This is a genomic window from Thermostichus sp. OS-CIW-31 (genome assembly GCF_054060305.1).
The window spans coordinates 117,967-129,731 of record NZ_JBSSDA010000005.1; the positions used below are offsets into that span (position 1 = coordinate 117,967).

Here is an 11,765-nt window from a genome sequence, read left to right on the forward strand (position 1 = left end):
GGCGGAACGGCAGACGCGCTAGACTTAGGATCTAGTGCCGCAAGGCGTAAGGGTTCAAGTCCCTTCGTCCGCATGAGAATCCCCTACTTCCCCAGCCCCTTTCCCCCAAGAGGGCAGAAGTTCCCCCGGTCAACAGCAATGCTGACTGCCTTACGGTCGCTCGCCAGCAAGCCTAGGAGAGCCAAGGTGACAAAGCAAGCTCTCCCGCCGGCTAAAAGCAGACAGGGACACATCTCCCAGGCTAGAAGGCTTCTCGGTCCGCCTGCAGAGAAACTGGACTGGGTTGCTGCCACGAAAACCTTGGCTCTAGGCCGGAAAGATCACCTGCAGAATTTGCTCGGGGGCAATCGACTCCACCTTCCCATCGGCCCCCTTGACCGCCCGAAACGGCCCCTCTGAAGGCAGCAGCCGCAGCGGGTCGGTGGGCCCAAACAACGCCACCAGCGGCGTCTGCACCGCCACCGCCAAATGCATAGGAGCACTGTCCACACACAACAGCAGCGTTGCCCCACCAATCAAGGCCGCCAGCTGCCCCAGCCGGACAGGACGGCTCACCGGCAGCTCCGGCAGTTGCGCCAGAAAGCCCTCCGCCAGCTGCTCATCCTCTGGCCCCACCACCAGCACCAACGGCAGCTCCGGCCGCTGCTCCCGAAAACCCTTGATGACCTTGACCCAGTTGGCAGAGGGATAGATCTTCTGAATTCCCTTCTCCTGCGACAGCTGGCTGGCCCCCGGATGCAACAGCACATAATCTTGAGCGGCATCCCCCAAAAGGCGCTTGCGTTCCTGCTCTGCCCACTCCAGGTCTGCTTTTTTCAGACGAATCTGGGGCAACCCCGCCGGCGCAGCAATGCCAAACCCCTGCACCAGGTCGTGGTACATCTGGGCCGCATACTGGGCCGGCTTCAGGGGCACCGGGTCGGTCAGCCAAGGTCGCCCCGGCCCCGGCGGCGCATAGCCCACCCGCTTGGGAATGCCGGTCAGCCACAACAACAGCTTGACCCCCAAGCTTCGGCCCAGGCTCAGCACCCCGTCATACTGCCGCTCCCGAATGCGCCCCAGCAGGTCGCTGAGATCCCCCAACGACAGCTGTTCTTTGAACGGAAAAGTCAGCACCCGACTCACCGAAGGGCAAACCTCATAAGCCCCTGCTGCCCGCGGCTCCACAACCACCTCCAGCTCCGCCTCAGGAAAGCGCTGCCGCAAACTGGCCAGGGCGGGGAAAAACAAAATCTGGTCACCAATCCCGCCCGGCACCAAAGCCAGAATCCGAGGTGCCAAAGGGGCTTTAGCTGCTGGAGAAACCGCCTGCATAAAGCATCCTGTAGAAAGCTGTATCCAGCCTAGGGGATCCCCGCTTACTCTATCTCAGATTGGGTGGATAGATTCAGGGCCAGCTCGACCCGCGGAAGACAAACCCCAGAACCCTTCTGGGCCAGAGCGTTGTGTACACAGGCTCTCATCCGCGATGATGGGCTGTGGCCGCCACCTTCTCCAAAGGCAGCACCATGACGGAGGAGCCGATTCCGCTGTTGGATTTGACGGGGCAGTACCGCGCTTTGGCCGCGGTGTTGCAGCCGCAGCTGGAAGCGCTGCTGGCCTCTGGCCAGTACATCGGCGGGGCGGCGGTGCAGCGCTTTGAGGAGCAGTTTGCCCAGTTTTTGGGGGGTGGCCCCCTGGAGGCCGTCGGCTGCAATTCCGGTACCGATGCCCTGGTGTTGGCTTTGCAGGCTTTGGGCATCCAGGCGGGGGATGAGGTGCTCACCAGTGCCTTTAGTTTTTTTGCCTCGGCTGCCGCCATCAGCCGGGTGGGGGCGCGTCCGGTGTTTGTGGATGTGGATCCGTGCACCTTTAACCTGGATCCGCAGCTGCTGGAAAGGAGCATCTCCTGCCGCACCAAGGCGGTGGTGGTGGTGCATTTGTTTGGGCAGGCGGCCAACATGACCCAGATTCTGGCTATTGCCCGGCGGCACGGCTTGGCGGTGGTGGAAGATTGTGCCCAGGCGGTGGGGGCCTGCTGGGGGGGCAGGCCGGTGGGCACTTGGGGAGAGGTGGGCTGCTTCAGCTTTTTTCCCAGCAAGAATCTGGGTGCGGCTGGGGATGGGGGGGCGGTGGTGACGCGGGATCCCCAACTGGCCAGGCGGGTGCGGGCTCTCAGGGAGCATGGGCAGACCCGTCCGTACCACCACGAGTATCTGGGTCTCAACAGTCGTTTGGATGCGCTGCAGGCGGTGATTCTCTCGGTGAAGTTGCCTTATCTGCGGGAGTGGAACTGGCGGCGGCAGGGGATTGCGGAGTGTTACCACCGCTTGCTGCAAGGGATCCCGGGCTTGATGTTGCCCCAGGTGGGGGTGGGGGGGAACTCGGTGTGGCACCAGTACACGGTGCGGGTGGTGGGTTCTGAGCCGTTGGATTCGCGGCGGCGGGACTATTTGCAGCAGGGTCTGAAGGAGCGGGGCATTGGCAGTCGGGTTTACTATCCTCTGCCGTTGCCGCTGCAGCCGGTGTACCGAGGGCTGGGCTACAGGCGGGGGGATCTGCCCAATGCCGAGCTATGTGCGGCTCAGGTGTTGTCTTTGCCGTGTTTTCCTGAGTTGACCACCTGTCAACAAGAGCGGGTGGCTGCGGCCATTGCTGAAATCCTCTCAGAAAAAACCTGCCCGTAGCACTCAGTTATGTCTGCCTTATGGTCATTTCGATTCAAACTAGAACACTGCACCCACGCCCACAGTCATTTTAAATAAGAATGAAACGAAATGAAACATTTCCATCCCATTGCTTCCCAACTCCCCTCTCCCTCTGGGAAGAGGACTGGGGGTGATCTCGGAAGCGGTATGGAGCGCTTGGGGATTGTCTCAATCCAGCTTGAAAGGACTACAAATGGCCAAAAAACGAAGTCTCCAGACCCGTCCTCCCAGTGCGGCGGAAGGAAGCCAGCAGGGTGTCAATTCTGGGACTCGACCGGCTGCGGCGGCTGCCATTTCAGCACCAAGGTAGAAAGTTGCGGCAGGCAGAGCTCGAGGGAGTAGGGCAAGTTGTGGTAGGCCCAGTCGTCTGTCCACTTGCCCCCCAAATTGCCTACCCCGCTGCCCCAAAACTCCACAGCATCGCTGTTGAGCAGCTCTCGATAAAAGCCTCGCTCCGGCACTCCGATGCGGTAATGGGGCCAGACCACCGGCGTGAAGTTACAAACCACCACCACCCACTCACTGGGATCCTCCCCATAGCGGATGAAGGAAACAATGCCGCGATGGTCGCTGCAGTCAATCCAGCGGAACCCTTCTGGCTTGGTGTCTTGGGTGTACAGGGCAGGCTCAGAGCGCAACAGGTGATTCAGGCTGGCCACGTAGTGGCGCAACTTGGCGTGGGGTTCATACTGCAGCAGCCCCCAGTCCAGATCTGCCCAAACGTTCCACTCATTCCACTGGCCAAACTCCATGCTCATGAACAAGGTTTTCTTGCCAGGGTGGGTGAACATGTAGCCATACAAAGCCCGCAGACTGGCGAACTTATGCCAATGATCCCCCGGCATTTTGCCCAACATGTGGCTCTTGCCATGCACCACCTCATCATGAGAAAAGGCCAGCATGTAATTTTCGCTGAAGGCATACATGAGGCTGAAGGTGACCAAATGGGGATGGAACTGGCGGAACCAGGGATCCATGTGGAAATAATCCAACATGTCGTGCATCCAACCCATGTTCCACTTCAAGTTGAAGCCCAGCCCACCCACATGGGTTGGCCAAGTTACCATCGGCCAAGCAGTAGATTCTTCGGCAATGGAAAGCGCACCGGGGTTGTATTTGAAAATGAGGGTATTGAGCTGCCGGAAAAAGTCGATGGCTTCGAGGTGTTCCCGCCCGCCGTAGGGATTGGGGATCCACTCTTTGCGGTCATAATCCAGATAAAGCATCGAGGCCACCGCGTCCACCCGGATCCCATCGATGTGGTATTTCTCGAACCAAAAAAGGGCATTGGCCACCAGATAATTGCGCACCTCGTTGCGGCCATAATTAAAAACCAAAGTGCCCCAGCCTTTGTGCTCACCTTTGCGAGGGTCGGCGTATTCGTACAGGTGAGTACCGTCGAAAAAAGCCAGCCCATGCCCATCTTTGGGGAAATGTCCGGGCACCCAATCGACAATCACGCCGATCCCGGCTTGGTGAGCCCGATCGACAAAATACATAAAGTCTTGCGGGGATCCATAGCGGGATGTTACGGCATAGTAGCCAATCACTTGATAGCCCCAAGAGCCATCAAAGGGGTGTTCTGCCACCGGCAACAGCTCGATGTGGGTAAAGCCCAGCTCCTTCACATAGGGGATCAATTTGTCCGCCAGCTCGCGGTAGGTGAGGAAGCGAGTGTTGGGCTTTTGATCCACCAGCACACTTTGCCCTTCGGCAGGTGGATCTTCAGCCGAGGCGTGCATCCAGGATCCCAAATGCACCTCGTAAACCGAAATCGGCGAGCGCAGGGGATCGGTGGCGGCGCGTTTTTCCAGCCAGGCTTGGTCGTGCCAGGTGTAGGTGTTGAGGTCGGCTACGATGGAGCCGGTTTTGGGGCGCACCTCCTGTTGAAAGCCATAGGGATCCGATTTTTCGTAGATATCCCCCCAGGAAGTTTTCACCTCGTACTTGTAGATGGCGCCTGGCCCTATGCCGGGGATGAACACCGCCCAGATGCCGCTTTCGCCCAGCCGCTTCATCTGGTGTTGACGCCCGTCCCAGTGGTTAAAATCGCCGATAACGCTGACGTTGCGGGCGTTGGGAGCCCAGACGGCGAAATGCACCCCCTTCACCCCATCCACCGTGATGGGATGAGCGCCCAGCTTGTCGTAAATGCGGTGGTGATTCCCCTCGTTGAACAAGTAGCGATCCAGCTCGCCAATGTGGTTGACCTTCTCCAAGGGAAAGCGGTAGGGATCCTCCCATTCTTCCAAGTGTTCCCCTTGGGGATCCCAGACCCGTTGGGCCCGCAAAAAATAGTCCGGCAGAGGGGTTCCCGGCTCAAAGCGCAGCTCGAATAGCGTTTCCGGGTGCAGCGGCTGCATCGGGTAAGCCTGTCCAGTGGCGCGTTCCACCAGCCAAACCTGCCGAGCATTGGGCACAAGGGCGCGCACCAACCCAAAGGATTTCCCGGCCTCTTCTATCTGCTGGGGGCCCAAAACGGCATAGGGATCCTGCCATTGGTTGGAAACAAACTGACCCACTTGTTCGGCAGACAGGAGAAAGCCCATCGGGAACCCTCAGTAAATGACCATTCTAGTCTAGCGGTGGCCGACCTCCGGTTTGCGCTTTAGCTCCAGGCCCGCCTCCAGGCAAAGAATCCCTGCAAGAAGTTCTGCAGGCGGGGGTTGGCGGCCAATTGTTGCCTGCGGTGCTGCAGGGCCGCCTTGGCATTCACCTCCGAGCGGGTGGGGTAGATGTGGATCCCGGTCAGGGCAGAGACGGGCAGCCGCCGGCTCATGGCCAAAACCACTTCATGAATCAGCTCTCCCGCCTGGGATCCCACCAGGTGCGCCCCCAAAATCTGGCCGTTGCGTCGACAGATCAATTTGGCAAAGCCCAGGGGGGCGGCTTCTGCCTGGGCCCGATCCACATCGGCAAACTCCTGTTTGAGCACCACCACATCCTTGCCATATTGCTGCCGGGCTTCGCTTTCGGTGAGGCCCACACGGGCCAGCTCCGGCTCGGTGAAGATGGCCCAAGGAATGACACGATAACGCGCTTGGCTGAGGGGGAAAAACAGGGCATTGACCAGGGCCACTGCCCCTTCGTAGGCCGCCACATGGGTAAATTGCGGCCCGCCGATGACATCCCCACAGGCGTAGATGCGGGGATTGCGGGTTTGCAGCTTGGCATTCACCTGGATCCCTTGGGGGGTGTACTGCACGCCAGCGGCTTCTAGACCCAGCCCTTCCACGTTCGGGATCCGACCGGCGGCCACCAAAATCGCTTCTGCACGGATCACTTGATCACCTGCAGCGGCGGTGCCTGCCCCGGAATTGGCCTTTAGGGAAAGCAGCTTTGCCCCTTGCTCTTGGCCAACTGCTGTGGCGCGTACCCGGGTGAGGATGCGGATCCCATCTTGGGTCAACTGTTGCTGCACCACCTGGGCGGCTTCGGGATCCTCCTTGGGCAAGATGCGCTCGCGGCTGGCAATGAGGGTCACCTCGGATCCCAGACGGGCCAGAGCTTGGCTCAACTCGCAGCCTACCGGCCCCGCCCCTATCACCGCCACCGATTTGGGCAAGCGGGTCAAGTCAAAGATCGATTCGTTGGTCAGATAGCCCGCCTCGGCCAAGCCTGGCAAGGGGGGAACCCAAGGACGGGATCCGGTGGCGATGACAAAAGCCCGCGCCTGTACCTGCCTTCCTGCCACCTCAAAGGTGCGCCCATCCACAAAGTGGCCCTTGGCAAACACCAGTTCCACCCCCAGTTGGCGGAAGCGATCTGGCGAATCGGCGTGGTTGGCGATGTAGCTCTGGGCAGAGCGAATGTGTTCGTACACCTTGAGGTAATCCACCGAGATCCCTGCTGGGCCGGGGAGAGTCACCCAACCGGCAGCCATGGCCTGGCGCATCCGATGGACGGTATGGGCCACGTGAAGAAGGGCTTTGCTGGGCACACAGCCATACCAGAGGCAATCGCCGCCCAAGCGGTCGCTGCCTTCCACCAGCAGCACCTTGGCCTTCAGTTGGGCAGCAGCGCTGGCCACCACCAAACCCGCTGCACCGGCGCCGATGACCACAATATCGTAGGGGACAGGCATGGCTTTTTTTAAACTTTTAAACAGGAGAATCGGGCAAGAGGAGAATCGGGCAAGGGATCCCAGGAATCGGCAAAAGATAGCACCATCCTATGTCTTGAGTGGGCCGGGGGCAGGATGGGAGAAGGGGATCCCTTTCCACACCCTTTCTGCATGGGAGAAGAACTTGTTAGAGTGGGACGGATGGATCCCTTAGAATCTGGGTTGATCCGTCTGTTCTACCTTTCAGGGTTTGGGGACTTATGACTATCCTGCTGCCGAGCGAACCTATCTTGGCCGTGAGCATCTTCGGCATGGGCCTGCCAGAGCTGGCCGTGATTGGGGTGATCGCGGTGGTCGTGTTTGGCCCCAAGAAGCTACCCGAGTTGGGCAGTGCCTTTGGCAAAGCGTTGCGGAGTTTCAAACAAGAGATGAACAACCCCGGCAGCGATGACGAGCCTGCCGGCGCAGAAAAGGCGGAGAAGGTGGTTGAGAAAGATGCCGCGTAAACTACCCGCCCCCACAGCCTTGTATTCGATAAACCGCCGCAGTTGGTAGAACCCCCAACTATTCCACCTACGCCGCTCCTCACGACTGCGGGGGTGCTGGTTGGTGCCTTCTCGAATGCCGCTTAAGTCTTCAATCGCAATGCGGTCAGAAAGAGATTGAGCTGTTTTAACGATGCTCTTAGAGATGTTGTGGTTAACCCAAGCTTGAAAGCCTCTCTCCCTGCCAGACAGCCGTTGCAGCAGTTGACGGCATCGCCGCCTGCAACTGCGGGTGCTCTTACTGGCCTGACGCTGGAGGGCTGCTCTCAATCTGGAAAAGCGGTCTTTTACCTTAGTTAGCTGCTGTCCATTCCAGTTGTCTCCTTCGGAAGTCGGTGGGATCCCAACTTCTGCCAGGGACGTGCTGCCGCAACTGGGGATCTTGTCGAGAGGGGGGATCCAAGCCGGCTTCGATCAGAAGTAAAGTCAGCTCGCAAGGGAGCCAGATCCAGGGCTAGTGTATAGTTCTGGAAAGTTTCCCGGCCCGGCGCTACCGGCTGAGCCAGGATCAGCCTGGATGGGCCCATCGGATGCCCCAGAGGTGGTATGGCTGAGCTGACCGATTTCGAGTTGATGCGCCAGATCCAACTGCGGGATCGCCGCAGCCACTTCTTGCTCAAGGATCGCTATCGGAAGCGCCTGCTGGATATTGCCTTGGCCATTCTCAAGCAACCTCACCAGGCGGAAGAGGTGGTGCGGCAGGTGTTCGAGTTCTGCTGGAAACACGCCGATGCCTTTGACCTGCAGCGGGATCGCTCGGTGGCTCTGTGGCTCTACGAGTTGACAGCCTTTCAGGCTAGGGAACGGCTGCGGCGTTGGGCTTGGCTACCTGCCCCCCTCTCCATTCAAACTTCGGCTCCCCTGTGGCCGCAACGTCTTCTCTGGGGCAGCCTGGCGGTATTGGGGATCTACGCGCTGGCCATAACAGCGGCCTACTGGCGGCTGCGCTGGCAGTGGGGATCCCCCATCGAGGGAGAGTCAGCGGCGCTTCAACAGCTCTATCAAGAGTGGCAACGACAGCCGCAAGTGCAGCGAACCCTGCTGCGGGATCCCAGCTTCAGCACTCCCCTGTTGGTGCAAGCCCTCTGGTCGCCCCATGCCAAGCAGGTGCTGCTCTTGGCCTCGGAGATGGCCCCTGCCCCCCCAGGGAGCACCTATCAACTGTGGCTGGAGTCGGAGATCCAGGGAGGGGGACGACTGCTGGAAAACGCCGGCACCTTTGCCGTCAACGGGGAAGGATCCCTGCAGTGGCTCAGTCAACCCCTCCATTCTGAGCAGCCGACCCGCCTTCTCGTCACCCTTGAACCGGCAGGAGGAAGCGAATCCCCCACAGGCCCGCCTCTGCTGCAGAGCAGTTTTTGGATCCCTGCCGCCCAGCCATGATCAGGAGAGATTGGGGGATAACTGGGGGGCTTGTCTCCCGCTCTTGCGCCGCTTACTCCGGGATCCCCGCAAGCGCACCTTGAGACGGTAGCGAACAGTTTCATGCACAACTTTGTAGGAAGCATCCACACCGTGGGTTTCCCGCAGCCATTCGCGAATGTCGCTGTAGGTACGGAATCGGCCAGGCTGATGCAGCTCCTGTTTGAGGATTTCCAAAACCGGCTTGGGGATGAGGGGTTTGCGCCCTTGGTTGCGGGGCACCGTCAACATGCCCTCTAGCCCCCTGGCCTTGTAGCGTTGAAACCATCGAAAAATCGTTGAGATGTCTCGCCCCAGAATTTCAGCCAAGCCTGTCATCGTCTTGACTTTCCCAATCTTGAGCAGGTAAAGAGCTTGAACCCGCTCCTTGCCGGTCGGTGTGGACTGCTTGCCAAGTAGAGATTTGAGCTCTTCAGCCGATTCCTGAATGTCGAGCTTGAGGACTCCAGCCATGTTGGGGCGTCGCAGAACAGCGTTGAATTCGTTGCCTGGCGGAGAGTCTACCACAGTAACTTGGGGTTTTGGAAGTTGTTCGTGAAGTTTGCCTGGGCATCTCTTGACGTTTACAGAATCTCGAACTGAAAAATCTCTAACAGGCTACCCTCGTCGCTTTTCAGGATGGTCGGGCAAGGGATCCCCTCTAGGGCGGCAGGCCGTGGCTGTAGGAGTGGCTGTAGGATCAGAGGGCAAGCTTGCCGACGCTGCACTATGGTTCTTCGCAAGTATCTTGCAGGAGAGGGGCTGCGTTGGTTTCGACTGGCCCTGCAGTTGCAAGGGTCGGTTGTACCGGCAGTGCTGCCCCGCGCCTTTATCTGCGGCTTGGCCGGGGTGCTGGTTTCGGTTCTGTATAAGTTGGGGCTGCCCCTGGCGCTGTCGTCGTTGGTGGCGTTTGTGCCCAACATCGTTTTGGGTTTGATGCTGGTGTTTCGGACAAACACCGCCTACGAACGGTTCTGGGAGGGGCGGAAAGCCTGGGGATCCGTGGTGAATGACGTGCGCAATTTGGCCCGCCTGATTTGGGTAGCCATTGAAGAAAAGCAACCCGGCGACCGGGAAGAGAAGATCCAAACTCCATATCTGTTGCCCGCCTTTGCCATGGCCATGAAACAGCACTTGCGCCAGGAACCTCTGCTGGATGAGATTCAGCCCCTGCTCAGCCCGGAGCAGTTGCAACGTCTCCAAAGCCTCAACCATCCCCCTTTGCAGATTGCCTTTTGGATTGGAGATTATCTGCAGCGCCAATACCAAAAGGGCCGCGTTGAGGTCTACCAGCTCACGATCATGGTGGAGCGGCTCAACAGCATGGTGGATGCGCTGGGGGCCTGTGAGCGCATTCTCATGACCCCAATGCCGATGGCTTATGCCCTGCACTTGAAGCAGTTGCTGTTGCTTTACTGTTTGTCTTTACCGTTTCAAATGGTGGAGGGCTTGGGTTGGATGACCGGCCCCATTGTGGGATGGCTGAGCTTTATGTTGTTTGGCGTTGAAGAGATCGGCATCGAAATTGAAAACCCCTTCGGCCGGGATCCCAATGATCTGCCTCTCGATAACATTTGCAACAAGATGAAGCACAATATCCTGGATTTAATCGATTCCACCTGAGAGAACTCTTGGGCAGCCGTCCATTCCAGGGTTTCCTCAGATCCTCAGTCGGCACCTACCCCTAGTGGAGATAGCCGGGACGAACCCGATAATCGAGAGGAAGGGATCCCTATATCTTGGGTAGGGAACAAGATGGGTTTGCTAAACTGTGGACAATTTGCCGAGGTGCTCTGGGGATGGCCTGCTCAACCTGCACATTTTTACACCTGGCCGATGTGCATCTGGGCTATGACCGCTACGACAGCCCGGAGCGGAGCAAGGACTTCTTTTTGGCTTTTCGGGATGTTGTCCGGCGCTATGCCATTCAGGATCCGGTGGACTTTGTGCTCATCGCCGGAGATCTGTTCGAGCATCGGCAGATTCAGCCCGGCGTTCTCAACCAAGCCCAGATCGTCTTGCGGGAGCTGCAACAGGCCGGGATCCCGGTGTTGGCCATTGAGGGCAACCACGACAATCGCCCCTATGGCGTGAAAACCAGTTGGCTGAGGTACTTGGCCGATCACGGGGAGTTGATATTGCTGGAGCCTGAGGAAGGGGAAGAAGGACTGGAGCTGCGTCCCTGGTCGGGCCGGCGGGGAGGGTATCTGGATTTGCCCTGTGGGGTGCGGGTGATCGGATCCCAGTGGTACGGATCGGCAGCCCCTCGGTCGATTGAGCAGTTGGCGGCGGCCATTCGACGGTTGCCCCCCGGCCCAGAACGGGTGGTGTTGATGTTCCACCACGGTCTAGAGGGCCAAATTGCCCGTTACCAAGGCGCTCTGCGCTACAAAGATCTGCTGCCCCTGCGGGAGGCGGGGGTGGGCTACCTGGCCTTGGGACACATTCACAAAAGCTATTCCGAGGGCGGGTGGATCTTCAATCCGGGATCCCTGGAGGCCAACAGCACTGCCGAATGGGACTTCCAACGGGGGGCCTATCGCGTCCGCTGGGGAGATGGCCCACCCCAAGCGGAGTTGGTGCAGGATTACCATCAGCGGCCCCGCCGCCGGCTCTATCTGGAGGCCAAGGGCAGAGAAACCCCCGAACAGATTGCCGCAGCAGCCATTGCCTTGGCTAAGGGATCCCGTTTTCAGGAAAGTGAGATGGAGCCGATGGTGGAGTTGCGGCTGGTGGGACAGGTGGGGTTCGCCAAGCATGAGCTGGATAGCCGCGCCCTACAGTGTCAAATTCAGCAGCTTACCGGCGCCTTGCTGGTTCTGTTTCGTTTTGAGGCCAATACTTTAGAGCTCGGGTCGGCTGCCCTTTCCTTGGAAGAAGAGGGGCAGAGGCTACAAATCGAAGAGAAAATCTACAGGGATCTGCTGAGCAGCCATGCCCACTACCGCAAACGCAGTGAAGAGCTAGCGCGGCTGCTTCTGGATCTTAAAGAAAAGGTTTTGGATGGGCAAGGAGAATCGGAAGTGTATGCTCACCTAAGGGGAGCTTTTTGGGGAGCAGAAGACTGAT

Annotated in this window: 9 protein-coding genes and 1 pseudogene; 5 read left to right on the top strand and 5 right to left on the bottom strand. The window is 59.0% G+C overall.

The genetic code is table 11. From position 1 onward, the window contains the following. Window positions 1-306: 306 nt before the first annotated feature. A complete protein-coding gene (locus ACVWY9_RS04850) occupies window positions 307-1,314 on the bottom strand; it encodes a glycosyltransferase family 9 protein (RefSeq protein WP_457387654.1) in 1,008 nt (335 codons plus the stop codon). 194 nt (window positions 1,315-1,508) lie between these two features. Here ACVWY9_RS04850 and ACVWY9_RS04855 point away from each other — a divergent pair, with 194 nt between their 5' ends. Then, on the top strand, window positions 1,509-2,666 hold the full coding sequence (locus ACVWY9_RS04855) for a DegT/DnrJ/EryC1/StrS family aminotransferase (RefSeq protein WP_457387672.1): 1,158 nt from the start codon (window positions 1,509-1,511) through the stop codon (window positions 2,664-2,666). 278 nt (window positions 2,667-2,944) lie between these two features. Here the strand turns inward: ACVWY9_RS04855 and glgB are convergent, their stop codons facing one another. Then, on the bottom strand, window positions 2,945-5,236 hold the full coding sequence (gene glgB / locus ACVWY9_RS04860; protein WP_457387655.1) for a 1,4-alpha-glucan branching protein GlgB: 2,292 nt from the start codon (window positions 5,234-5,236) through the stop codon (window positions 2,945-2,947). A gap of 59 nt (window positions 5,237-5,295) precedes the next feature. After that, window positions 5,296-6,771, bottom strand: coding sequence for a dihydrolipoyl dehydrogenase family protein (locus tag ACVWY9_RS04865; protein WP_457387656.1), 1,476 nt, complete (start codon window positions 6,769-6,771; stop codon window positions 5,296-5,298). Window positions 6,772-7,010: 239 nt separating this feature from the next. Between ACVWY9_RS04865 and tatA the strand changes: the two genes are divergently transcribed. Continuing rightward, window positions 7,011-7,256: a twin-arginine translocase TatA/TatE family subunit gene (gene tatA, locus ACVWY9_RS04870; protein ID WP_414330420.1), complete on the top strand. Its 246-nt coding sequence runs from the start codon at window positions 7,011-7,013 to the stop codon at window positions 7,254-7,256. Between the two features lie 3 nt (window positions 7,257-7,259). Here the strand turns inward: tatA and ACVWY9_RS04875 are convergent. Further along, window positions 7,260-7,637: pseudogene (locus ACVWY9_RS04875) on the bottom strand (IS200/IS605 family accessory protein TnpB-related protein); the annotation flags it as partial. A gap of 204 nt (window positions 7,638-7,841) precedes the next feature. Here ACVWY9_RS04875 and ACVWY9_RS04880 point away from each other — a divergent pair. Continuing rightward, window positions 7,842-8,678: an anti-sigma factor domain-containing protein gene (locus tag ACVWY9_RS04880; RefSeq protein ID WP_457387657.1), complete on the top strand. Its 837-nt coding sequence runs from the start codon at window positions 7,842-7,844 to the stop codon at window positions 8,676-8,678. Here ACVWY9_RS04880 and ACVWY9_RS04885 read toward each other — a convergent pair whose 3' ends face one another. Beyond that, on the bottom strand, window positions 8,679-9,170 hold the full coding sequence (locus ACVWY9_RS04885) for a helix-turn-helix domain-containing protein (protein WP_457387658.1): 492 nt from the start codon (window positions 9,168-9,170) through the stop codon (window positions 8,679-8,681). It lies immediately after the preceding gene. 255 nt (window positions 9,171-9,425) lie between these two features. Between ACVWY9_RS04885 and ACVWY9_RS04890 the strand changes: the two genes are divergently transcribed. After that, window positions 9,426-10,319 (top strand): bestrophin family protein, encoded by an 894-nt coding sequence (locus ACVWY9_RS04890; protein WP_457387659.1) that lies wholly within the window; start codon window positions 9,426-9,428, stop codon window positions 10,317-10,319. Window positions 10,320-10,495: 176 nt separating this feature from the next. Further along, window positions 10,496-11,764: a metallophosphoesterase family protein gene (locus ACVWY9_RS04895; RefSeq protein WP_414409442.1), complete on the top strand. Its 1,269-nt coding sequence runs from the start codon at window positions 10,496-10,498 to the stop codon at window positions 11,762-11,764. The last annotated feature ends 1 nt before the right edge of the window (window position 11,765 follow it).

What these genes read in the sequence shown, in the direction of transcription:
- ACVWY9_RS04865 (WP_457387656.1), bottom strand. Translation starts at nt 6,771, where the DNA reads ATGCCTGTCCCCTACGATATTGTGGTCATCGGCGCCGGTGCAGCGGGT.
- ACVWY9_RS04895 (WP_414409442.1), top strand. Translation starts at nt 10,496, where the DNA reads ATGGCCTGCTCAACCTGCACATTTTTACACCTGGCCGATGTGCATCTG.
- tatA (WP_414330420.1), top strand. Translation starts at nt 7,011, where the DNA reads ATGACTATCCTGCTGCCGAGCGAACCTATCTTGGCCGTGAGCATCTTC.
- ACVWY9_RS04855 (WP_457387672.1), top strand. Translation starts at nt 1,509, where the DNA reads ATGACGGAGGAGCCGATTCCGCTGTTGGATTTGACGGGGCAGTACCGC.
- ACVWY9_RS04885 (WP_457387658.1), bottom strand. Translation starts at nt 9,170, where the DNA reads ATGGCTGGAGTCCTCAAGCTCGACATTCAGGAATCGGCTGAAGAGCTC.
- glgB (WP_457387655.1), bottom strand. Translation starts at nt 5,236, where the DNA reads ATGGGCTTTCTCCTGTCTGCCGAACAAGTGGGTCAGTTTGTTTCCAAC.
- ACVWY9_RS04880 (WP_457387657.1), top strand. Translation starts at nt 7,842, where the DNA reads ATGGCTGAGCTGACCGATTTCGAGTTGATGCGCCAGATCCAACTGCGG.
- ACVWY9_RS04890 (WP_457387659.1), top strand. Translation starts at nt 9,426, where the DNA reads ATGGTTCTTCGCAAGTATCTTGCAGGAGAGGGGCTGCGTTGGTTTCGA.
- ACVWY9_RS04850 (WP_457387654.1), bottom strand. Translation starts at nt 1,314, where the DNA reads ATGCAGGCGGTTTCTCCAGCAGCTAAAGCCCCTTTGGCACCTCGGATT.